This window comes from Flavobacterium sp. CHNK8, from assembly GCF_019774515.1.
Taxonomy (GTDB): domain Bacteria; phylum Bacteroidota; class Bacteroidia; order Flavobacteriales; family Flavobacteriaceae; genus Flavobacterium; species Flavobacterium tiangeerense.
The window spans coordinates 1,783,097-1,805,938 of record NZ_CP081492.1 but is presented as its reverse complement, the minus strand read 5'-3'; the positions used below and the strand labels follow the sequence as shown (position 1 = coordinate 1,805,938).

The following is a 22,842-nucleotide window of genomic DNA, read 5'->3' as shown; positions in this document are numbered from 1 at the left end:
GGAGGCTAAAATGCCTCCTTTTCTATTCAATTTCTTTACGACCGCGCAATATATCCTCAAAACTGGAACATTTTACAAACTCTTGTTCACCATCAATAAGCATTGGTAAATAAATAAATTCTACTTCTGAAAGGTCTTCTTTCAAGTAAAAAGCCATATCATCTAATTTATAAAACCATTCTTTGTCAAATTGTACTTTATTTATAGTGGCATCTTTGACTAATAATTTTTCGTTAAGCGGCTTCATGACAACGTTTTTATTTTTTTTCCAAAAATAGAAACATCATTTTGTTACTACAAATTCAATTGAATTATTTTCGAAAAAAATGCACAACAATAAAAAGTTTGGAATGTAAAAACTTATAGTTACTTTTAATAAAAAAATATGAACGGATTTTTTAAAACTATCATCGCCGGATATGGCGCAAAAAAATTAGGAGGCGGTTGTTTTGGAACCATCCTCCTTTTTATCATTATATATTGGATTTTAGGGTATTTTTAGAATTAAAATACTAAAAGCAACCTAAAATAACTTCCAAATTAGTACGCCAACAAGGCATTAAGAGCATTTTCAAACCTGCCTTTGGGTAAATATTGATCCTCTAATGCTTTTGTAAACGGAATTGGTGTGTCTAGACTTGCAACACGCTGAACTGGTGCATCAAGATATTGGAAACAATTCTCCATAATCATGGCTGATAAATCACTAGCAATTCCGCCAAACATGGAATCTTCCTGATAAATAATAGCTCTCCCCGTTTTCTTTACAGAAGCAAAAATAGCTTCGGTGTCTAAAGGTTGAAGCGTTCTTAAATCAAGTAAATCTGCTGAAATTTCAGGATTTTTATCCAATGTATCAATTGCCCAATGAACTGCCGCTCCAAAAGCAATAATAGTTACCGAATCACCCTCTTTCAAAACAGCCGCTTTCCCTAATGGTAAAGTATAATAATCTTTTGGTACATCCTGATACACGCTTCGATACAATTGTTTATGTTCAAAAAACAATACGGGATTCGGATCATTTATAGCCTCATTCAACAAGCCTTTGGCATCATACGGAAAGGCTGGATAAACTACTTTTAAACCTGGAGTTTTGGTAAACCATGCTTCATTGGTTTGTGAATGAAACGGTCCTGCTTGAGTTCCTCCGCCACAAGGCATTCGTACCACAACATCGGCTTTTTCTAGCCATCTATAGTGCGATTTGGCCAATAAATTTACTATTGGATTGAATCCTGTAGAAACAAAATCAGCAAACTGCATTTCAACAATCGCTTTGTAACCATTAATAGAAAGTCCCATTCCCGCTGAAACTATTGCACTTTCGCAAATAGGTGTATTGATCACGCGCTCTTTGCCAAATTGCGCTACAAATCCATCAGTAATTTTGAATGCTCCACCATACTCAGCAATGTCTTGCCCCATGATGACTGAGTTTTCAAAGCGCTCCATAGACTGTTTCAAAGCACTGGAAATAGCATCTATAAAGCGGATGTTTTCTTTTTCCGTTGAAGGTTTAACTTCCTCATATATAAATGGTTTGTATACATCATTTAGCTCTTCAGTTAAGGAAGCCTCTATTTCAGGTTCTACATTGGCTAGAGCCAAACTGTCGTCTATATCTTTCTTAATTTCTAATCGTAGCGCTTCATCAAATTCAGTTGTAAGAATCTTGTTCTCTGACAAAAAGTTTCTAAAGTTTTCTACAGGATCTTTTTCAGCCCACATATCCATTAATTCCTGCGGAACGTATTTTGTTCCACTCGCCTCTTCGTGACCGCGCATTCTGAATGTTTTAAATTCTAGCAAAACAGGACGTGGATTTTCTTTCATAGAAGCTTTTAACTCTGATAACAAGTTTACAACTTCCAATATATTATTTCCGTCTACAATATGACTTTCCATTCCGTAACCAATGCCTTTATCAGCTAAATTTTCACATCTATATTGTTCATTTGTTGGTGTAGAAAGTCCGTATCCATTATTTTCAATTACAAATAAAACAGGTAATTCCCATACCGAAGCAATATTCAAAGCTTCGTGAAAGTCTCCTTCACTTGTGGCTCCTTCTCCCGTAAAAACTGCGGTAACTTTACCGTTTTTCTTGAGTTTATTTGCCAAAGCAATTCCGTCAGCCACACCTAACTGCGGTCCCAAATGCGAAATCATTCCGATAATTTTATATTGTTGCGAGCCAAAATGAAAACTACGATCGCGACCTTTTGTAAAACCATTGGCTTTGCCTTGCCATTGCGAAAAAAGGCGGTATAACGGAATATCTCTTCCTGTAAATACTCCCAAATTTCTATGCATAGGCAAAATGTATTCATCTGAATCTAAAACTGCGGTAACCCCTACAGAAATTGCTTCTTGACCAATTCCTGAGAACCATTTTGATACTTTACCTTGACGAATAAGGATTAACATTTTTTCCTCTATTAGTCGTGGTTTTAGTATTCGTTTATATAAATCTAATAATTGAATGTCAGTAAGATTTTTTCTGTCGAAGATCATGGTTTCGGTTTTAATGTATGGTTCAAAGATAAAAAAATATAACAGTTTTATATTATTTTGTTATATTTTTTCATGTTGTTTGTAAAATTTAAAATTCAGATATAAAATTATTCTTTACATTTGTAACTGCAAGATTTATTCCTTGCAATTTATAAAATTATTTAAGTATGCAAAACATTCCTAGTGTTGACTTGCGTGATTTCCTGTCGGATGACCCGGCACGTAAACAAAAATTTGTAAATGAAATCGGAAGTGCATTTGAAGACATTGGCTTCGTAGCACTCAAAGGGCATTTTTTAAATGATCAGTTAGTTGAAGAATTGTATGGTGAAATTAGAAATTTTTTCGCCCTACCATTAGAAACCAAACGCAGTTATGAAATTCCTGGAATTGGCGGACAAAGAGGTTATGTTTCTTTTGGAACAGAACACGCCAAAGGCAGAAAAGAAGGAGATTTGAAAGAATTTTGGCATTTTGGACAGTATGTGTCTGAAGATTCGAAATATGCTGCAGAATATCCTGAAAATGTTGAAGTAAAAGAATTACCTCGTTTTAACGTGGTAGGAAAAGAAGCCTACCAAATGTTAGAAAAAACAGGTGTTTTTGTATTAAGAGCATTAGCATTGCGATTAGGATTAGATGAATTTTATTTTGACAATTATGCCAAAGATGGAAATTCTATCCTAAGACCTATTCATTACCCTCCAATTACATCAGAGCCTGAAAATGCTATTCGAGCTGCTGCTCATGGTGACATCAACTTGATTACGTTGTTAATGGGTGCTCAAGGTAAAGGATTGCAAGTTCAAAATCACAATGGAGATTGGATTGATGCAATTGCTGAACCAGATGAATTAGTTATTAATGTAGGTGATATGTTATCACGTCATACGAACAACAAATTGAAATCGACTATTCATCAAGTAGTGAATCCTCCACGTGAATTATGGGGAACTTCACGTTATTCTGTTCCGTTTTTTATGCATCCAGTGAGCGATATGCCATTGAATTGCTTAGAAAATTGTATCGATGCTGAAAACCCAAAACAATTTGAGGACATTACTGCAGGTGATTACCTTTACGAGCGTTTAGTAGATTTAGGTTTAATCAAAAAATAAATTTTAATTCAATAGTTCAAGAAAGACATCGAGTTCGCTTGATGTCTTTTTGTTTTTCCTAGAATTGGATCGCGGATAACGCTGATTTCACAATGATTTACACTGATATTTGAATTTATGAGTAGTATTTTACATCAAGAATTAACTAGGTCAATTATAAAAATATTCTTTGACGTTTACAATGAGTTAGGATATGGTTTTCTGGAAAGAGTATATCAGAATGCATTATATTTTGAGCTGAAAGCCAATGGTTTTCATGTTGAAGCTCAAAAAAAAATCAAAGTATATTATAAAGAAATTGAAGTTGGTGATTACTATGCTGATATTATCGTAAATGACTTAGTAATATTAGAGTTAAAAGCTCAAGAGTATATAGTCGAAGCAAATGAATTTCAACTAATCAATTATTTAAAAGCGACAAATTGCGAAGTTGGATTGCTTTTAAACTTTGGTAAAAAACCAGAATTTATTAGAAAAGTATATCAAAATAATAGAAAATAAAATCCGCGTAAATCCGTAAAACCCGTATTATCCGCGTTCAAAATTATAAAGTTATGGACTTACAAGACCAATTAAAAAACCTTTTCCCTGATCACGAACCCTTGCCAGAAGAGGTTGTAACACCTGAACCCCACGAATTATACGTTCAAAAAGAGCCAATGATTTGTAAATTTGAAAAACGTAAAGGAAAAGCAACCACCATCATTGAAGGTTATGAAGGAACGGATGAAGATTTTAAAATCTTAGCCAAAGAAATCAAAACCAAACTGAGCGTGGGCGGTACCTTCAAAGACGATTCGATTATCATTCAAGGGGATTACCGAGATAAAATAATGGAAATATTAAAACTAAAAGGATTCAAAGTAAAACGTGTTGGAGGATGATAATGAGTAGTTTGCAGTCTCAGTGAACAAGCTTAGTGAACAGACTTAGTGAATAGTCTTAGTAAATATTCTCAGTTTTAATATTCAGTTGAGCAACTTAAAACCTTAAACTTTAAACAAAAAAAATAATGATACAATCATCAGAATTAATATTAAATCCAGACGGTAGCGTTTACCATTTGAATTTAAAACCCGAAAATATTGCGCACGATATCATCTTTGTTGGAGATCAAAATCGTGTGGAGAAAATCACTCAATTTTTCGATAGTATTGAATTTTCGACTCAAAAAAGAGAATTCAAAACCCAAACCGGAATTTTTAAAGGCAAGCGCATTACTGTGATGTCTACCGGTATTGGTCCCGATAATATTGACATCGTAATCAACGAGCTTGATGCTTTGGTAAATATTGACCTTGAAACGCGTCAGCCAAAAGAAAATTTAACTTCCTTGAATATTATTCGTATCGGAACTTCGGGTTCTTTGCAAGCTGATATTCCTGTGGATAGTTTTGTACTATCTAAATTTGGATTGGGATTAGACAACATGCTTCGCTCCTATTTAATTGACGAAGTTTCGAATCTAGAGATAGAAGATGCTTTCGTAACACATACTAATTGGGATCTCAAAAAAGGAAAACCGTACGTAATTGCTTGTTCTGAAAAATTAGAAAAAGTGATTGAAAGCGACCAAATGCACAAAGGAATCACAGCAACTGCTGGTGGTTTTTACGGACCACAAGGACGCATTCTCCGTTTGAACATTCAGGATGAAGCATTGAATTCAAAAATGGATAATTTTAAATTTGGAGAAAGTCAAATTACCAATTTAGAAATGGAAACCGCTGCAATTTATGGACTTTCGGCACTTTTAGGACACAATGCCTTGTCATTAAACGCCATCATTGCCAATCGTGCATCTGGAACTTTTAGCGAAGATCCTTATAAAGCAGTAGATGCCTTAATTGCGTATACGCTAGATAAATTGGCCGCAGGAATCTAAATCCATAATTCTCGACACATACATTTGTAGTTTTAAAAAACAATTTATTCTTTTTTAAAACTACATTTGTTTTTTGAACAAACAACGAATGAAAATAATACTTACCGGTGCCACGGGCGTTTTAGGATCGCACGTCATGTATGAAATTCTAGAACTTTTTAGTACTTCTAATCCCGATGGGAAACTCTTTTTGATAGCGCGAAACAAAGGAAAAAAATCGGCCCACGATCGTATCAAAGAATTACTGACAAGCAGCTACACACCTTCTGTTTTGCTTCAGCAAGGTTCTGAAAAACTTCAAAAATTTATCGAAATCATTGATACAGATTTAGCTGATATTCAAAATACGGTAACCGAAAAAATCAAAGGAGCGTATTTTATTCACTCGGCTGGTTTGGTCAATTTGTCTACAGACGAATCCCAGCGCGAAAGAATTTTTAACGAAAACACTACGATCACCAAGTCTATTTTTGAACTTTTTCATCCGTTTATTACCAAATTTATTTACATCGGAACAGCATTTTCATCAGGCAACCGAACAGGAATGATTGATAACGATTTTCATTCCTTAAATTTTGAGCCTGAACACCGCAATGCTTACGAAAACGCGAAATTTGCTTCTGAAAATTTCATTGCAACAGCTTGTACAAAAATAGGTTTGCCTTTTCAAATTTTGCGTCCCAGCGTTATCGGCGGCAACTTGCTTACTCCTGAAAACCCCTATTTTATCTCAAAATACATGGTGTTTTATTTGTTGGCCAAATTTTTCCACTTTACCTCGCAACGCAAAGGCGATCAAGAAAACGTGAGGTTTATTGTCAATCCCGATACGGTTTTAAACATTATTCCTGTAGATTATGTTGCAAAAGTTATTGTTTCAGTTTTTCAACGAAAAGATATTGAACAGTTAAACATAGTCCACAGAAAAAGCTTTAACATGGCTAACGGATTGAAATTGATTATGAAAGAGGTTGGCTATTCTAATTTTACTTTAATAGAAAACACAAAAGACTTTACCTATCAAAACACGATCGAAAAATTGTATTACGAGAGCATTGGTAAGCATTTGAGTCCGTATTTTACAACAGCGGCTAACGAGTACGACACCGAAATTCTGAACCAAATTTTAGAAATTCCGAGTTTAGATGACGACGCTTTTACCAACATGATTCGCTACGCAAAAAAACAGCATTTTAAAGATATAAATGTGTAATTTTAGGAGCTGTTTCCTGCTATCCGCTGTATCTCTTGTGTTCGCTAGCGCTACCACAAGAGGATGCCGCTTCTATCAGGGCTAAAAAAAAAAAAAACGAACATGAAACTCAGAGTAGCCAGACATACAAATGATTTAGAAAAAATTAAGGTTTTTTACCTTTCTATTTTAGAATTTGAACTACTTGGAAGCTTTAAGAATCATGATTTTTACGATGGTATTTTTATAGGGAATTCTAACTTAGATTCGCATTTTGAATTTACACAATCAACTGATAACGCAAAACATCAATTTGATGAAGATGATATTATAGTTCTTTATCCTGAAACAATAAGTCATTATAATTCAATCCTTAACAAAGTTTTAGAATCTAACATTTCAATAATTACTTCCAAAAATCCATATTGGAATACCAATGGAAAAATGTTTTTGGATCCAGATGGATATCGCATTATTATTTCACCATTAAAAATAAAATGAATGGACCTTATTTTAGAAACTGACCGATTACTTTTACGAGAAATGAAACTTTCAGATGCCGAAGCTTTATTCGAAATGGATCGAAATCCTAATGTGCATCAATACCTTTGGAACAAACCCGTAAAAGATATTAGCGAAGTACACGCAACTATTGAATCTGTACAATTGCAATACATAAATAATAATATTGGACGTTTTGTAATGGTTTTAAAAGAGAATCAAGAACTTATTGGTTGGGCAGGATTAAAATTCAACACCGAAATAGTCAATAACAAAATCCATTTTTACGACATTGGGTATCGCTTAGATGAAAAATTTTGGGGCAAAGGCTACGCCAGTGAAGCTAGTTTTGCGTGGTTGGACTATGGTTTTAAAACTATGAAAATTCCGGTTATGGAAGCAGCTGCACATACCGACAATATTGCTTCAAACAGAATTTTGCAAAAAATTGGACTACAAATTACCGAAACTTATTTAGAAGACGGTGTTTCTTGGAATTGGTACGAATTAAAAAATCCCAATCTATAATGAAAACTATAAAAATAGCAGGAGTTCCAGAACACTTTAATTTGCCTTGGCATTTAGCCATTGAAAACGGCGATTTTGAAAACGAAAATATAGACTTACAATGGACTGATGTTCCTGAGGGAACTGGTAAAATGTGTCAAATGCTTCGGGATGGCGAAACTGATATTGCTGTTATCCTTACCGAAGGAATTGTAAAAGACATCACAGCTGGAAATCCGAGTAAAATAGTGCAAGTATATGTTGAAAGTCCTTTAATTTGGGGTATTCATGTTGCTGCTAATTCAAGTTTTATAACCTTAGCAGATTTAGAAAACGCTAAAATTGCTATTTCCCGATTGGGCTCTGGTTCGCAATTGATGGCTTACGTAAACGCTAGTAATCAAAATTGGGATACAACTAATTTACAATTTGAAATTGTAAACACTATCGACGGAGCTGTTGAAGCCTTAACAAACGGAACCGCAGATTATTTTATGTGGGAACGTTTTATGACAAAACCACTCGTAGATCAAGGAATTTTCAGACGAGTTGCTGATTGCCCTACTCCTTGGCCGTGCTTTGTAATTGCAGTTCGCGACGAAATACTGCTCGAACAACCAGAAATAGTTGCGAAAGTATTAGAGATCATCAACCAAACCACGCAAGAATTCAAGGACATACCAAGCATTGACAAAACCTTGGCTCAAGCCTACCATCAAAAAATAGAAGATATTCAAGAATGGTTGCGATTAACGCGTTGGTCTCAAAAAGGATTAGAACATCAAATGTTAAACAAAGTTCAAAATCAACTTTTTGAACTCGGAATTATTGATAAAAAAGGTACTTTTGAGGACATTGTAAAAACAGTATAGGGAACTGTTTTTATTGTAACTATGATACAAAAAAAAGAAATTAATTTTCAGGGAATTAAACATCGTTTTCAGGTCAAAAAACCTTGGGATGATGTGATCATTTTTGTACTGAATGTATTAATTGCCATTCCTCTTTTTATCATTTTACATCAAAACTTAATTAATCCCAATTGGTTTTTGAACATTGATCGCGTAGTGATTTTTATCGTTATGGTCGTAATAATTCAGTTAATTTTAAGGTTATTACGTACCATTATCATACTTTGTATATTTGTTTACCTACTTGCTTTAATTTACGGTTCTACTATTGGTAATTATGGTTTTAATAGTGTTTATGAAGATTACAATTCCATGCTTTACACCATGTCTGATAATCCGTATCCCCAAGACATTATTATTGCTAAGTTGCTTCCGTTTCCAAACAAATCAAAAATTGTCAACGCAATAGAATATCAAAATCCAAAAATTAGAAATTTTGCCTTAATGGCCACGAATAAGCATTTTAAAGGACTAAAAGGCTATTCAGATTACAGAACCATTATTCAATGTTTTGCCGTTTTTAAAGAAATTAATAGCCGTTGGAATTACGTAAGCGACCCAAAAGCGCGTGATTACATTGCAACTGCATCAGAATCTTTGCTTTATTTTTCAGGAGATTGTGACGATCATTCTATTTTAATGGCAGCAACTATCAAATCCATTGGTGGAACACCACGACTGATACACACGACAGGACACATTTATCCAGAAATTTTAATTGGAACTGAAGCCGATTTAGAAAAAGTAAATTTTTTAATCAAGAATATCCTTTTCCCTAAGGAAAGTGCCAGTCAAAAATTACATTATCACGTTGACGAACGCGGACAAATTTGGATGAACTTAGATTATACGGCTCAATATCCGGGTGGACCGTTTTTGTCAGAAGAAATTTTGGGAGCCTTGACATTAGATTAAACAAACATCTTTTTGGTAATTCTTTAAAATTAATAAAATCAAAAGTGTAATTTCTTTCAGTAAAAAAAGCAATAACAATAGTGGAAAACACAAGAACATATTGGACTCTTTGTCTCGAATGTAAAGGACGTGGTAAAAAAAGTAAAGGGCTAAGCAAGAAGGTTCGAAATAAATTTTTACTTGAACTCGAGGTTTTTAATAAAAAAAATCAAGATAAACCAGCTCCAACACCACCCAAAGGACACTTGTATGCTTGCTCACAGTGCAGCGGATCTGGCTTAGTTAAAACGTTACATCCACCAAAAGCAGACAAAGAAAATTACCCACATGTTGCCATTATTGGCGGTGGTATTGGTGGAGTTGCTCTTGCTGTTGCTTGTTTACATCGTGGAATTCCTTTTACAATATTTGAGCGCGATAACAACTTTGAAGCAAGATCTCAAGGCTACGGGCTTACTTTGCAACAAGCCAGCAAAGCTATTGAAGGCTTGGGAATCATTTCATTAAATGAAGGAGTAGTTTCAACAAGACATGTAGTTCACACGATTGATGGAACAGTTATTGGCGAATGGGGAGTTAGAAAATGGATACAATCGGATGCGAAAACTTTTCAAAAACGCACCAACATTCATATTGCACGACAATCTTTGCGCTTAGCACTTCTGGAGCAGTTAGGCGGGCATGATGCAATACATTGGGGTCACCAATTAACAGATTTTAAAATATGTAAAGATGAAAGTGTCGATTTAAACTTTCAAGTGGATGGAAAAATAAAAAGCTACAAAGCAGATCTTGTCGTTGGAGCGGATGGCATTCGTAGTTCGGTACGGAGGTTACTTATTGGTGATGATAGTAGTACTTTACGCTATCTCGGTTGTATTGTAATATTAGGTATTTGCCCTTTAAAAACCCTTGAAGGTCTCGATAGTCCGCTACTGGATTCGGCTACTGTATTTCAAACTGCCAATGGCAAAGAACGAATCTATGTTATGCCTTATGATTCAGACTCAGTAATGTGGCAATTGAGTTTCCCAATGCCCGAAGAAGAAGCTAAGGCTTTGAGTGCTCAAGGAGCTCAAGCATTAAAGGAAGAAGCGTGTCGTAGAACGCTGTGGCATAATCCTATTCCTCAAATTTTACTAGCAACACTAAAAGCTCAGATTTCTGGCTATCCTGTTTATGATCGAGAATTACTTAAGTCGGAGATTTTGGCGAAAGTCGGATCAGTAACCTTAATTGGAGATGCAGCTCATCCTATGAGTCCATTTAAAGGTCAAGGTGCGAATCAAGCTTTGCTTGATGCACTTTATTTGGCTCGCGTAATAACAAAAGGATGCAGGCCATTATCGCAATGGAGAAAAGTTGGAATAAGGGAAAGTATATTAACCGAGTTTGAATTAGAAATGTTAGAACGTAGTGCTACAAAAGTAAATGACTCTGCAGCTGCAGCGCAGTTTTTGCATTCCGAAATTGTGCTTCATGAGGGTGATGAACCAAGGGGAAGATGTTTGAACAGATAAATCGATTTGTTTTTTTAGTACAGTGGGGACTTTCTATTTTTATAGTTTATTGGAATTAAAAAAAAACAAATGAAAAATAAATAAACTCCATTATTTCTAATGGAGTTTATCTTTTGAAATGTCAGGGACTATAATCAAACATTCTATTAAAAGATTCGCCTCTGGTCTTATTGGGATTTATTTTAATTTAGAAGAAAAACTGCCTTTGCAAATTCTTTTCCCAAATCAATATAACCGTCACTTCTATAATGATATTTATCTGAATATTTATAGCTGCTTGTCGTTCGCACAATGGTAACATTGGGTTCGGTTATTGCAAATTTTTCTTGTCCATATTGCACCAATTCTCCAAAACCCCAAACTTTTCCATCGACATCATCACCGGAATCAGATATTTTTCCAATGACTATTGGTAAATCATTGTTTCTAAAAGTCGCTCGCATGAGTTCCATCAACCTTTTCAAATTTGCATAATATTGATTGCCGATTTGTTCTGTTTTATCGGCATCACTTTCTCCTTGCATCCAAATAATACCGCTTGGAATCAAAACATCTTCAATTCCATCACCGTTTATGTCTTGTACAGCCATAGCATTGTTGACTGTTTTTAGAAAATAATCGTATTGATTGATTCCTTTTCCTCCTCTAAAATCAGGCTCCCAAGCACCAAAATAGGCAGTCCCGCTACTATCAATCGATGATCCATTTCTAGCATATTTTATAATCGCCAGTTTTTGGTTTGGATATAATTCTTGTAGTTTTTTGGCAAACGAAAGCTCCACACCAAATCGATCCGAAAATGTATTGCTTTTTCCATCCGAAGCAAATCCGGTTCCGTTCCCGGGCTGAAGCACATCCCACTTTCCTAGACCTCCAGATGCATCATTATCTCCGACAGGGTTTCCTTGGTAAATAAAAACATTTTTATTCTTTTTATTTAAAGAATCTGGAAGCTCTTTTACATACCCATACCCCTGCATATTCGACTGACCTCCCAAATAAAATACTCTGATGGTGTCTTTTTTGGTTTGTGCCAAAAGCAAAAAAGGCACTAGAAAAAACATTAAAATATATTTCATATAAATTATTTAAGTCATTTTACCAATTCAAAACTGTCTCTCAAACGAATATCTGCCGAAGATGATCCAATCATCAGATCAAAATCACCCGGTTCCGAAACAAACTCCAATGCATTGTTGTAAAAAGACAGTTTTTGATTGTCTATCGTAAACTGAATGGTTTTGGTTTCACCGCGATTCAAACTGATTTTTTGAAAATCTTTCAGCTCGATTATCGGACGCACCACCGAACCCACTTTATCTCTCAAATACAACTGAACCACTTCTTCTCCTTTCACGCTTCCCGAATTTCTTATGTTTACCGAAACCGTAATGGATTCACTTTTCTTCATTGATTTTTTAGACAATTTCAAATCCGAATATTCGAAAGTCGTATAACTCAATCCGTATCCAAACGGAAATTTTGGAGAATTGGGCAAATCAATATAGGCGGATTTATACACTTTATCTTCATTGATGGAAGGCCTTCCTGTATTAAAATGGTTGTAATAAATCGGAATCTGTCCTTCGGTTCTTGGGAATGACATTGGTAATTTTCCAGAAGGGTTGTAATCCCCAAAAAGAACATCGGCAATGGCATTTCCCGCCTCAGAACCAAGCCACCAAGTGTACACAATAGTTGGCATATTATCGGCAATCCAGTCAAAAACGAGTGGTCTTCCCGCATTTATCAAAATCACTATTGGCTTACCCGTTTTTTGAAGTTCTTTGATTAAATCTTCCTGAACTCCGGGTAATTGCAGACTGCTTTTGCTTTTGGCTTCCCCGCTTTTATTGAAGTTTTCTCCAATACTCAAAATGATAACCTCTGCTTGGCTAGCAACTAATAAAGCATCTGCAAAACCTTCTTTGCTTTTACTTTCTACTCCGCATCCTTTGGCATACAAAATTTTGGTTCTTTTTCCTACTTTGTTCTCCAAGCCTTCCCATTGGGAAACAATATAAGTGGAATCCACCTCTTTTAAATCAACAGCCCAAAATCCGTGATTGTCTCTTTTGGATTTTACCATTGGCCCGATAAAAGCGATCGTTTTTAATCCTTTAGAAAGTGGCAAAACATCTCTTTCATTTTTCAAGAGAACAATACTTCTAGCGGCTATTTCTCTGGCCGCTTTGGTATGTTCCGGATTATTCAGTTCTCTTTGTTCTCGTTCTAGTTTACAAAATTTATAAGGGTCATCAAACAATCCCAATTCAAATTTCTTGCGCAAAATTCTTTTGACAGCATCGTCAATTAAAGCTACAGAAACTTTATTTTCTTTTACCAATTGTTCCAAATGATAACGGTAGGCATTACTTTCCATATCCATATCACTTCCGGCATTTATTGAGGCTAGAGCTGCTTCTTTGTTGTCTTTTACGTAACCGTGATTCACCATTTCGCCTATGGAACCCCAATCGGAAACCACAAAACCTTGGAAATTCCATTTTCCTTTCAAGATATCCCTAAGCAAATAGGTATTTCCACTCGCCGGTATTCCGTTAAGGTCATTAAACGAATTCATGAAAGTGGCAGCGCCCGCATCCAGAGCTGCTTTGAAAGGCGGTAAATAGGTTTCCCAAAGCATTCTGTTGCTCATGTCAACCGAGTTGTAATCGCGTCCGCCAATGGCTGCTCCATAGGCCGCAAAATGTTTGACACAAGCCATAACCGAATTCACATCGCCCAAGTTGCCTTGAAATCCTTTGACTCTGGCATAGGCAATTTTTGAACCCAAATAGGTGTCTTCACCGGCACCTTCCATCACTCTGCCCCAACGCGGGTCACGGGAAATATCCACCATTGGCGCAAATGTCCAGTGAATTCCTGAGGCAGCAGCTTCGGTTGCCGCTATTCTGGCCGAAAGTTCTATAGCAGTTAAATCCCAACTTGCCGCTTCGGCCAGCGGAATTGGGAAAGTTGTTTTGTATCCATGAATCACATCTTGACCAAAAAGTAAAGGGATTTTCAATCGGGATTGCATGGCTAATTCTTGGTATTGCCGTGTATATTTTGTTCCCAAAATATTTAACATGGAACCAATTAATCCTTTTTTAATTTCACTTTGTTTATTGGAATTAATGGTAATAGGTCCCGTAGCGGCATTGTCTCCTGTGTATTGGTTGAGTTGCCCAATTTTCTCTTCGAGCGTCATTTTCTTTAGCAAAATTTCTACATTCTGATCTGTGGTTTGCTGTTGCGAAAAGGCAAAAACCGAAAAGAATAGTAGTGCTAATGTTATTGTTTTCTTCATTATTAAAATTTTATATGCAATGAGCCAAATCACTAGTCTGATTTAGCTTCTTTTTTAAACTCCAAAAAATCAAGATTAAAATTTCCTCCTGCGAATTATCCGCGAATTATATTGATTCTTTGTTTTAGAACTTTATTTTTTGAGTGTAGCTTGTTAGCTAATAAATAGAATCTATTTTGCTTAAACACCTCAACTTTTATTTTTGCATTTGCTCCCAGAGCGATGGTTTTAAAGCATCGTGATTAGATATTGCAGCATCTTTTTCTAGGTCTCCGGGAGTTTTATGCAAGTATTATAGTATGTCTGTTTTGTTGCGATAGGTTATTGAATTCCCTTTATTCTACTTACTTTAGAATAAATGAACGTACCTAAAATCACTTTTAACGACTTTTCTTTATTACGATTGCAGATTTAACTTCGAGGTTATTGGTCAAGCGTAAAATATAAACTCCATCAGGTAAATTATTCATGTCTATTGAATTTGTACTTTCTTTTGAATCTATTTTTGTGATTGAATATTGTTTGCCAGTAAGGTCAAAGATTTGTGCAGTGTATTTGGTAAAGCCTTCTGGAACACTAAAATTTAATTTATCAGAAACTGGATTTGGAAATACGGCAAACTCATTCTCATTTATTAGAGTCTTTTCAACCGATATTTTTGCAGTAGTTGAAGCGTAATTAAAAGATTCCCAACCAGACACGGATTCTCTGTTACAATTCATGCCAGTAACTGCGCCTCCTTCTGAACAAAGAAATTTTCCATTGAATCCTTTTAAGGCTACTTGTTGTCCAATATTAATCCACTCAAATGATTCCCATCCACTAACAGCAATACTATTAGACGTAACAGGTGAAGCTCCGTTTTGCGAATTCATATATTTTCCATTACTGTCTTTTAGAGCAATTTTATTGTCCCCCGCATTTACAACTGTAAATTTTTCCCAACCTTGAGCTGTACCTCTATCTGCAGTTACCACTCCCACGCTATTGTTTGAAGAAACATATTTACCGCTATTTTGGAGTGCTATTACGCTGCCAATAGGAGCAATAGGTCTGAGCCTGTCTTGTAATGTGCTGACTAAATTACAATTGGCTAATAAAGATTTATTACAAATTTCATTAGTTGCTGTTATTGCATCAGCTATACTAGGTTTGGCACTTCCAAATTTCACATAATTACAAAGCGCATCCCATTTTGGAGTACCAGGAAAAGAGTAAATAGATCGATCTGTATATTGTCTTTTCCAAGCCCAAAATGCCCAACCAACGTTGGCAGCATCATAATCTATTCTGGCATCACGAATCCAATCCAAGGTATTCTCTCCAAATTCTCCCGCCCATACAGGAATATTCAATGCGGCACCTTGTCCTTTTATTAAATTCAAATCAGGATTGGGATCTAACTGCCCTTGTGGTCCATAATAATGATTTTCGAATACGAGATTTGAGTCCCATCGTTGCAACATATCATAAAAATCACTGCCATAATAATTTCCTTGTGCAAAAATGAGATGATTTGAATCGACCTCTCTGATTCTTGCAGTCATTACTTTATAAGAAGCCATTAAACTACTTTTTTGACCATTTCCATTGTCCAAAACTGGTTCATTAAGCAAATCATAGCCCGCAATCCACTCGTTACCAACAAAATTTTTATAATGATTTGCTATATGATTCCAAATACTCGCAGCAATGTTAACATTGTTCCAGTTGTTCCAAAAATCTGGTATCGCACCGTTTGGATTGTCGCAAGTATAACTTTTACTTTGATAACCTGGTGCTGTATGCAAACAAAGAATTACGTGTATATTATTATTTTTGGCCCAAGTCACTGCTTTATCTAGCCAAATGAATCCATCAATAGTAAGAGTACCAGTATTTTGATTCCAAAACATATTGTATGCAAACGGGATTCTAACAACGTTATAGCCTAGCGATTTTGCTTGAGCAAAATCAGAATTTGTGATGTATGAATTTCTCCAATTATTTTCAAAACTTACTGTTTTCGCTTCATCATTTCCAAATAAGTCTTTAAATAATCCTCTAATTTGAGTAGGCGATTTTTCTCGCACATTGCCACCTGGTTCAATATTCATCATGTATCCCTCCCAAACAAGCCAATTGCCAAAATTCACACCTCTTAAGGTTATAGGGTTTCCGTCTTTGAGTATCTTGGCTCCTGTGTTTGAAACAGTCAGTCTCTGGGAGTTTACTTGTAAACAAAGAAATAAGAGCATCATGCTAATACTACTTTGTTGAAATCCAAGTTTCTGGTTTATTCTGGTTTTTGGTTTATTGTTCTTCATAGTTTTTGGTTAGTTAATATTATATAAAGATTATACAAAAGAGTTGATCTCAAAAAAAATCACTTTTCAACCAGACATCATTAGATCAATACTAAAAATATGTAGCATTAATGAATATGATCTGTAAGGAGCAATTCTAAAAGGTCATTTAGACCTTTTAGGCTATATTTTGTAATTAGTTTTATACTTAAATATATAAGAAAAAGATTAGCCTATTACCTTAATAAACCAATGTTTGAATTGCATTTGGCAAAATAGTAATTTGGGTAGCTTGAGTTCCTACACACAAATTGTAAATTACACTAGCCTCACTTTGATTCATTACAACAGTTACCATTTTACCATCTTTATTTAAAAATGAAGTACTCAACAAACTACTTCTGCTCACAGCAGTACTCACTCTTTTGGCTTCTGGACGAATGAATTTTGAAAAATGTCCAATATAGTAATACGATGGTGTATAAATTAAATCACCCGTTGTAGTGTCCGCATGAATGGGTGCAAAACAAAAATTTCCAACATGATTGGGCCCACCCTTTTCATCCAAAAGAATATTCCAATCTGTCCAGCCCACAGTTCCGTTATTAAAATCGTTTATCATAGAATTTCCATAACGCTCTCCATTGGCCCACAGTTGGTAATATTTGGCATCAAATTTTTCTACGCAACCTTCGGTAAACAGCAAGTTTTTATCCGGATACGCTTCATGCACACGGGCTACATTATCAAACATTGGGGAACCACCTGCCCAAATTTCGTACCAATGAAAACCCATTCCCCAAGCATATTTTGCTGCTTCTGGATCTCCAAAAATAGTATTGGCACGTTGCACCATCAAATCTCGATTGTGGTCCCAAACTATTATTTTTTTAGCTCCTAAGCCTTCTTTTTTCATTGTTGGACCAAGGAAATTCTTTAAGAAATCCCGCTCAGCTTCGGCAGTAAAAACACAGGATTCCCATGTTTGAACTGCCATTGGTTCATTTTGAATTGAAATACCCCAAATTGGAATTCCTTCTTTTTCATAGGCTTTTACAAACTTGGTATAATACATTGCCCAAGACTGGAAATACTCTGGCAAAAGAGTCCCACCTTTGAGCATGCCTTTATTGCTTTTCATAAAAGCGGGAGGGCTCCATGGACTTGCATATAAAGTCATTTTTCCGCCAGCAGTTTCTGTTGCTTTTTTAATCAGTGGGATTTTAAACTCTCTATCATGTTCTATAGAAAAAGTTTTCAATTCAGTATCGCCTTCTTTTACATAGGTATAACTTCCAGAGGCAAAATCTGAACTGTGAATTGTGGTTCGCATCAAAGAATATCCAATTCCTTTGTCCTGACTGTAATATGCATTCAAGAATTCTTGCTTTTTATCACTCGATAATTTGGCAAAAACTTCGGCACTGGCATCCGTAACTGCACCTCCAATTCCCAGAAATGATTGAAACGTTTTGTCTGGATTTACAAAAACACAAATCTGTGTTTCAGTAGGCTGAATTAATTCTGAAAACGTTAGATTATCCGTTTTTGTTAATCTTAAATTAGTACTTTCGGCTGTTGTATAAACTGTAACTGTTTTGCCAATTGAACTAAAAGATTGATTTTTTGATTTACTTTTTTGCTGCGCAAAAACAAAAAATGAAGATAGCACCACTAACGTGGTAGTTATTTTTTTCATAATTTAAATAGTGAAAATTAATTTTATAGATACTTTATTACCAGATGTATGTTCCTACTGCTCCTGCTTCTAGTGAAGTAGTAATCCATTTTCCATTGTATTTAATATTGAATAATTCTGGAGCACTTCCGTCGTTAAGAACCAATAGTACTTTTTTTCCTTCAGGAGTTTTAAAAGCCACATTTTGTAAATTGCCTACAATAGCACTACCAATTCTCACAGACCCCGCAGGCACAAACTTAGAAGCATGAGCTGCTATGTAATAACCAACGTTACGAGTTAATGACTCCGTGCTGTTTATCGTTATTGCTCCCTTACAAGTTGTGCATCCTCCTTGTGTATGAGGACCAAAAGTACCGTCATTAGCAAGATTCCACTGTAATGCAATTTTACTCCAATTTCGCATGGAACCTATAATTACATTTTTTACTTGCCATTTCAAATCTCCGTCAAATGATCCTGCAGATGAAGTGTATTGCTCTGTGAAATAAACCTCCTTATCTGGAAATGCATCATGAACGGTGGTAAGTGCACTAATATCACCTCCATATAAATGAAATGCAGAACCAGTTACAAAAGGGTAAGCTACAGCGTCTTTTAAAATTGTTATTGGATATTGTGGATTATCACAATTATGGTCATAAGTAATAATCTTAGTTGTAATGTTGTTTGATTTAAATGCTGGACCTAAGTTATTTTTTATAAAATCAGCCTGCTGTAAGGCAGTCATTACCATACTCGGATTGTTACCCCCGTGTAAAGGTTCATTTTGAGGTGTAATCGCATCAATTACAATTCCTTCCCCTTTCATTTTTTGAATGAATTTCACAAAATACTGAGCATATACTTCATAATATTTAGGCTGTAGACTGCCACCCACAAAATTTGAATTGTCTTTCATCCAAAGTGGTGCGGTCCATGGTGATCCCATTATTTTTATATTCGGATTGATTGCCAAAATTTCTTTTAACAACGGAATCAAATCTATCTTATCAGGAGCCAGACTAAAATTAGTCAAACTAACATCTGTTTGACCTGATGGCATATCGTCATAAGTAAAAGGAGCTGCATTCAAATCAGATGCACCAATACTAATTCTTAAGTAACTCAGTCCAATTGAAGCATCACTAGAACCAAATAGTTCCTGTAATAAGTCTTTCTTTTTTTGAGTAGCTAACTGATTGATCACTTGCGCACTACCTCCAGTCAATGTAAACCCAAAACCATCCACGGTTTGATATTTTTGAGTATCGTTAATTTCAATATTCTGATAAATATTTGCTTTACTACCAAAAGCTAAAATATTGGTTTGCTTTTGCAAAAGAACTGATTGATTACCTTTAGTCAGCCAAAAATCAACTTCATTCTTTACTACCGGAGTTGGCGTAGGAGTTGGTGAATCCGCTCCTTCATTTGATGAGGAACAACTAATGTTCATGGCTGAAAAAGCTATTATAAAAAATAGCTTTACTATTTGATGTATTTTTTTCATTGTTTATTTGTAATTAATTTCGATAAAAACAGGGAAATGATCTGATGGGTATTTTAAGTCTTTAGCATCCGATAAAACAGCATATTTTTGAACAGTAATAGCGTTGCTTTTTGATAAAAAAATGTAATCAATCAAATGTGTTGATGCTTCGTTGTATTTAAAATTATTAAAAGTTCCGTACGGCCCGAAAGGTTTTTCTTTCGAAATGGTTTTGGCGTCATTCATTATTTTTTTTAACCTAATAATACGTTCTGTTTCTGGTTCTGAATTAAAATCACCCATCAAAACAACGGGATATTTATTAGTATTTAATTTCTCTATTTTCGAAAGTATTAGTTCTAATCCTTTGGTTCTAGCTTCTTCACCTATATGATCTAAATGGGTATTAAAGACCCAAATCATATTATTTGTTTGTTTGTTTTTTAAAAGTGCATACGAACAAACTCGGTTGCAAGCTGCGTCCCATCCCATTGAAATGGATTCTGGTGTTGCCGATAACCAAAATGTATTGGATTCGATTACTTTAAATATTCCTTTGGCATAAAAAATATTAGACGATTCTCCTTTTCCTACTCCGTCTCTTCCAATCCCTACATAACTGTATTGTGGAAGCGCAGTTGCTATATCCAATACCTGATTGGGTTTTGCTTCTTGAATTCCAAAAATATCAGGTGCATAAAATTGAATTTGCCCATTAAAAAAATCTTTTCTGTGCGTCCAGTCATTCTCTTTGTCAGACTCAATATCTAGACGAATATTATACGTCATAATTTTTAGAGTCTGAGCATTCGAAAACAGACTTGCCAAACAAAAACAAACTATAACTGCTACATTCTTTTTAGACATTTTTTCTATTACTTAGGAATTAATCATTTATTTATTAATACGTAAATCAGTTATTTAAAGTCAAAAATATAAAACTGCTTCTCTAATTATAAACCCTTATATAATCCACTTCCAAAGTAGAAGAGGTAAAACCAGGATCTACAGGACCTCCCCAAATGCCTCCCATTGCTAAGTTTACAATTAGATAAAAGTTCTTATTGAATGGGAATTTATCTGAATTTGCAAAAGTGTAAAACAACTTATCATCTACATAAAACTTTATATAACTTGCTGTCCAATCTGCCGTATAAACATGAAATTCAGTATTATCATTAGGTACTTTTATGGTTCCTGTATTTGGAGTTGCTCCGGAACGTCCAGGAGAGTGTACAGATGAATGATTGACATTCAACTCTTTTCCAACAGATTCTAAAATATCTATTTCCCCACATGCAGGCCATCCAACACTACCTATATTACTACCCAGCATCCAAACAGCAGGCCAAGTCCCAACGCCAGTAGGCACTTTTGCCCGGATTACTACTTTGCCATACGTAAAATCAAATTTTCCATTGGATTCTAATCTTCCAGAAGTGAAGTCGGCCTTTCCATATTTTTCTCTGATGGCTTTTATTTTCAAAACACCGCCTTGAACAATTGTATTTTCGGACCGATTGGTATAGGACTGTAGTTCGTTGTTAACTCTCCCTGGATCCCAAATTTGGAAAGTCCATTTACTTGCATCAGGTGCACCATCAGTGTTAAACTCATCAGACCATATCAACTTAGGCTCTACTAAAACTGTAATAGATAATGATTTGCTAACAAATTTACCAGCATTATAAGCAGACACATATAAAGTATAAGTAGTAGTACCCGATGCAGTATAGGTGTAAGAAAAGCTTCCGTTTGTTATTTCCTTTGTTTCTCCATTTCCTAAAACTATTTTATAAGATGTAGCGTTTGTTGCAGTTAAATTAAAATTTACCATGCCACTTCCATCTCCGTTTGGATTTTGATCATTGGCACCAACAATTGTGGCTGTTACTTTTAGATTTGCTGGTTTTTGATCAACAACAGGTTCCTCCAAATTTGAACCGCTACAGGAAATAAACAGAAAGCAGTACAGTACAATAATCAAATTAATTTTAGAAAAATATTTTTTCATTTTTTCACTATTCGTTAAAACATTACATTAAAGAAATGGCCCATAATCATAGAGAATGGACCATTCTACAAACTCAACCTAACTAAAACTTAACTAAAAATTAATTTCTTTTAATTTAAAACTACTACATAGACAGTCTCATTTCAATATCTTGAATTTTAATACCGGCCTTCATATCTTCACCACCGCCTCTTATTACAAGGTATGCTGTACCTGTTTTAGTAGCAGTGAATATTCCTAAATTGTTTTCAGCCTTACAGCCTACAGCTGAAATTTTTCCTGAAAAAGCAGCCGTTGCACAACCGTCCCAAGTACTTAAAGCTCTTAATTTTCCTCCTTCGGAATAATCAGTTCCAGTAACTGGTGCAGCATAACCGCAATACACTTCGAACCAAGTATTACTGCCACCTGTTGTTGAAGAAGTAAGCATGTCAATTACGTATTTTTTACCTGCGACAACATTAATTGCCTGATATATTCCGTTACCAGCCCATCCAGTGGCTGTCAAAGTAGCCGATCCGCTGCCAAAAGTTATACTAGCACTAGAGGCTGGATTTGTAACTGTCCATTTAGACCAATCCTCACTATTGGTTAATCTTCCTCCTTTAAGGATATTCCCTTTCACTGGATCTGAGGTTGCTACAATTATATTTTGCGTTGCTAAAGCTGTTGCACCGCCAGCACCTATAGCTTTATGAGAGATAGTATAAGTTCCAGCGTCTGGTAATGAAATTTCAAAATTCATTTTCCCATCTGCAAATCCTGAACCTGTATCCCAAATCGATCTTAACACTCCTTTTGGTTGTGCTACAATATTATATACATTAGTTTTACCTTCAACTGGTGTAACTTTAAATGATGCATCAACACTTGTTGGAGTTAAGCCATTGTCAGTAAACGAGTCCTCGGGCTGACAACTTGTGAAATTTACTATGGCAGCAATAGCAAACATTAGTACAATTCCCTTCTTTTTAATTATATGTAAGTTCATAAA

General features: G+C 35.3%; 20 protein-coding genes. 10 read left to right on the top strand and 10 right to left on the bottom strand.

What is annotated here, in order from left to right:
• Positions 1 to 22 precede the first annotated feature (22 nt).
• Both K5V07_RS07625 and K5V07_RS07620 read right to left on the bottom strand, forming a co-directional pair.
• The gene (locus K5V07_RS07625; RefSeq protein ID WP_221916998.1) at positions 23 to 247 is read right to left on the bottom strand and encodes a hypothetical protein; all 225 of its coding nucleotides are present in this window, start codon (positions 245 to 247) and stop codon (positions 23 to 25) included.
• Positions 248 to 540: 293 nt separating this feature from the next.
• A complete protein-coding gene (locus tag K5V07_RS07620) occupies positions 541 to 2,517 on the bottom strand; it encodes a thiamine pyrophosphate-dependent enzyme (RefSeq protein ID WP_221916997.1) in 1,977 nt (658 codons plus the stop codon).
• Positions 2,518 to 2,684: 167 nt separating this feature from the next.
• Here K5V07_RS07620 and K5V07_RS07615 point away from each other — a divergent pair, with 167 nt between their 5' ends.
• From K5V07_RS07615 to K5V07_RS07570, 10 genes are all read left to right on the top strand, one after another.
• Positions 2,685 to 3,635 (top strand): isopenicillin N synthase family oxygenase, encoded by a 951-nt coding sequence (locus tag K5V07_RS07615; protein WP_221916996.1) that lies wholly within the window; start codon positions 2,685 to 2,687, stop codon positions 3,633 to 3,635.
• Positions 3,636 to 3,752: 117 nt separating this feature from the next.
• Complete coding sequence (locus tag K5V07_RS07610) at positions 3,753 to 4,136, top strand: GxxExxY protein (protein WP_166134453.1); 384 nt, start codon at positions 3,753 to 3,755, stop codon at positions 4,134 to 4,136.
• Positions 4,137 to 4,189: 53 nt separating this feature from the next.
• Complete coding sequence (locus K5V07_RS07605; protein ID WP_210789620.1) at positions 4,190 to 4,519, top strand: translation initiation factor; 330 nt, start codon at positions 4,190 to 4,192, stop codon at positions 4,517 to 4,519.
• 128 nt (positions 4,520 to 4,647) lie between these two features.
• Complete coding sequence (locus K5V07_RS07600) at positions 4,648 to 5,520, top strand: nucleoside phosphorylase (RefSeq protein WP_221916995.1); 873 nt, start codon at positions 4,648 to 4,650, stop codon at positions 5,518 to 5,520.
• Between the two features lie 88 nt (positions 5,521 to 5,608).
• Positions 5,609 to 6,733, top strand: coding sequence for an SDR family oxidoreductase (locus tag K5V07_RS07595; protein ID WP_221916994.1), 1,125 nt, complete (start codon positions 5,609 to 5,611; stop codon positions 6,731 to 6,733).
• A 102-nt stretch (positions 6,734 to 6,835) separates the two neighbouring features.
• Positions 6,836 to 7,213, top strand: a complete 378-nt coding sequence (locus K5V07_RS07590; RefSeq protein ID WP_221916993.1) for a VOC family protein — start codon at positions 6,836 to 6,838, stop codon at positions 7,211 to 7,213.
• Positions 7,214 to 7,741, top strand: a complete 528-nt coding sequence (locus tag K5V07_RS07585; protein WP_221916992.1) for a GNAT family N-acetyltransferase — start codon at positions 7,214 to 7,216, stop codon at positions 7,739 to 7,741.
• A complete protein-coding gene (locus K5V07_RS07580) occupies positions 7,741 to 8,592 on the top strand; it encodes a substrate-binding domain-containing protein (RefSeq protein WP_221916991.1) in 852 nt (283 codons plus the stop codon). Before K5V07_RS07585 ends, K5V07_RS07580 begins: the two co-directional genes overlap by 1 nt.
• Positions 8,593 to 8,613: 21 nt before the next feature.
• Positions 8,614 to 9,546: a transglutaminase gene (locus K5V07_RS07575; protein WP_221916990.1), complete on the top strand. Its 933-nt coding sequence runs from the start codon at positions 8,614 to 8,616 to the stop codon at positions 9,544 to 9,546.
• An 80-nt stretch (positions 9,547 to 9,626) separates the two neighbouring features.
• Positions 9,627 to 11,066, top strand: a complete 1,440-nt coding sequence (locus K5V07_RS07570; RefSeq protein ID WP_370632458.1) for an FAD-dependent oxidoreductase — start codon at positions 9,627 to 9,629, stop codon at positions 11,064 to 11,066.
• 182 nt (positions 11,067 to 11,248) lie between these two features.
• Here K5V07_RS07570 and K5V07_RS07565 read toward each other — a convergent pair whose 3' ends face one another.
• From K5V07_RS07565 to K5V07_RS07530, 8 genes are all read right to left on the bottom strand, one after another.
• Positions 11,249 to 12,145, bottom strand: coding sequence for a sialate O-acetylesterase (locus tag K5V07_RS07565; RefSeq protein ID WP_221916989.1), 897 nt, complete (start codon positions 12,143 to 12,145; stop codon positions 11,249 to 11,251).
• A gap of 14 nt (positions 12,146 to 12,159) precedes the next feature.
• Positions 12,160 to 14,379, bottom strand: coding sequence for a glycoside hydrolase family 3 N-terminal domain-containing protein (locus K5V07_RS07560; RefSeq protein WP_221916988.1), 2,220 nt, complete (start codon positions 14,377 to 14,379; stop codon positions 12,160 to 12,162).
• 380 nt (positions 14,380 to 14,759) lie between these two features.
• Entirely contained in the window at positions 14,760 to 16,685 is a 1,926-nt protein-coding gene (locus K5V07_RS07555; RefSeq protein WP_221916987.1) for a cellulase family glycosylhydrolase, read from the bottom strand.
• A 220-nt stretch (positions 16,686 to 16,905) separates the two neighbouring features.
• Complete coding sequence (locus K5V07_RS07550) at positions 16,906 to 18,363, bottom strand: glycoside hydrolase family 30 beta sandwich domain-containing protein (RefSeq protein ID WP_221916986.1); 1,458 nt, start codon at positions 18,361 to 18,363, stop codon at positions 16,906 to 16,908.
• 37 nt (positions 18,364 to 18,400) lie between these two features.
• Entirely contained in the window at positions 18,401 to 19,855 is a 1,455-nt protein-coding gene (locus K5V07_RS07545) for a glycoside hydrolase family 30 beta sandwich domain-containing protein (RefSeq protein WP_221916985.1), read from the bottom strand.
• Between the two features lie 3 nt (positions 19,856 to 19,858).
• Positions 19,859 to 20,701 carry an endonuclease/exonuclease/phosphatase family protein gene (locus tag K5V07_RS07540; RefSeq protein ID WP_221916984.1) on the bottom strand — a complete coding sequence of 281 codons (843 nt, stop codon included), beginning with the start codon at positions 20,699 to 20,701 and terminating at the stop codon, positions 19,859 to 19,861.
• Positions 20,702 to 20,783: 82 nt separating this feature from the next.
• A complete protein-coding gene (locus K5V07_RS07535; protein ID WP_221916983.1) occupies positions 20,784 to 21,848 on the bottom strand; it encodes a family 16 glycosylhydrolase in 1,065 nt (354 codons plus the stop codon).
• Positions 21,849 to 21,972: 124 nt separating this feature from the next.
• Positions 21,973 to 22,839, bottom strand: a complete 867-nt coding sequence (locus K5V07_RS07530; RefSeq protein ID WP_144890749.1) for a hypothetical protein — start codon at positions 22,837 to 22,839, stop codon at positions 21,973 to 21,975.
• Positions 22,840 to 22,842 lie beyond the last annotated feature (3 nt).

Excerpts from the sequence above, each read along its gene's own strand:
- K5V07_RS07625 (WP_221916998.1), bottom strand. The coding sequence starts at position 247 with ATGAAGCCGCTTAACGAAAAATTATTAGTCAAAGATGCCACTATAAAT.
- K5V07_RS07620 (WP_221916997.1), bottom strand. The coding sequence starts at position 2,517 with ATGATCTTCGACAGAAAAAATCTTACTGACATTCAATTATTAGATTTA.
- K5V07_RS07615 (WP_221916996.1), top strand. The coding sequence starts at position 2,685 with ATGCAAAACATTCCTAGTGTTGACTTGCGTGATTTCCTGTCGGATGAC.
- K5V07_RS07610 (WP_166134453.1), top strand. The coding sequence starts at position 3,753 with ATGAGTAGTATTTTACATCAAGAATTAACTAGGTCAATTATAAAAATA.
- K5V07_RS07605 (WP_210789620.1), top strand. The coding sequence starts at position 4,190 with ATGGACTTACAAGACCAATTAAAAAACCTTTTCCCTGATCACGAACCC.
- K5V07_RS07600 (WP_221916995.1), top strand. The coding sequence starts at position 4,648 with ATGATACAATCATCAGAATTAATATTAAATCCAGACGGTAGCGTTTAC.
- K5V07_RS07595 (WP_221916994.1), top strand. The coding sequence starts at position 5,609 with ATGAAAATAATACTTACCGGTGCCACGGGCGTTTTAGGATCGCACGTC.
- K5V07_RS07590 (WP_221916993.1), top strand. The coding sequence starts at position 6,836 with ATGAAACTCAGAGTAGCCAGACATACAAATGATTTAGAAAAAATTAAG.
- K5V07_RS07585 (WP_221916992.1), top strand. The coding sequence starts at position 7,214 with ATGGACCTTATTTTAGAAACTGACCGATTACTTTTACGAGAAATGAAA.
- K5V07_RS07580 (WP_221916991.1), top strand. The coding sequence starts at position 7,741 with ATGAAAACTATAAAAATAGCAGGAGTTCCAGAACACTTTAATTTGCCT.
- K5V07_RS07575 (WP_221916990.1), top strand. The coding sequence starts at position 8,614 with ATGATACAAAAAAAAGAAATTAATTTTCAGGGAATTAAACATCGTTTT.
- K5V07_RS07565 (WP_221916989.1), bottom strand. The coding sequence starts at position 12,145 with ATGAAATATATTTTAATGTTTTTTCTAGTGCCTTTTTTGCTTTTGGCA.
- K5V07_RS07560 (WP_221916988.1), bottom strand. The coding sequence starts at position 14,379 with ATGAAGAAAACAATAACATTAGCACTACTATTCTTTTCGGTTTTTGCC.
- K5V07_RS07555 (WP_221916987.1), bottom strand. The coding sequence starts at position 16,685 with ATGAAGAACAATAAACCAAAAACCAGAATAAACCAGAAACTTGGATTT.
- K5V07_RS07550 (WP_221916986.1), bottom strand. The coding sequence starts at position 18,363 with ATGAAAAAAATAACTACCACGTTAGTGGTGCTATCTTCATTTTTTGTT.
- K5V07_RS07545 (WP_221916985.1), bottom strand. The coding sequence starts at position 19,855 with ATGAAAAAAATACATCAAATAGTAAAGCTATTTTTTATAATAGCTTTT.
- K5V07_RS07540 (WP_221916984.1), bottom strand. The coding sequence starts at position 20,701 with ATGTCTAAAAAGAATGTAGCAGTTATAGTTTGTTTTTGTTTGGCAAGT.
- K5V07_RS07535 (WP_221916983.1), bottom strand. The coding sequence starts at position 21,848 with ATGAAAAAATATTTTTCTAAAATTAATTTGATTATTGTACTGTACTGC.
- K5V07_RS07530 (WP_144890749.1), bottom strand. The coding sequence starts at position 22,839 with ATGAACTTACATATAATTAAAAAGAAGGGAATTGTACTAATGTTTGCT.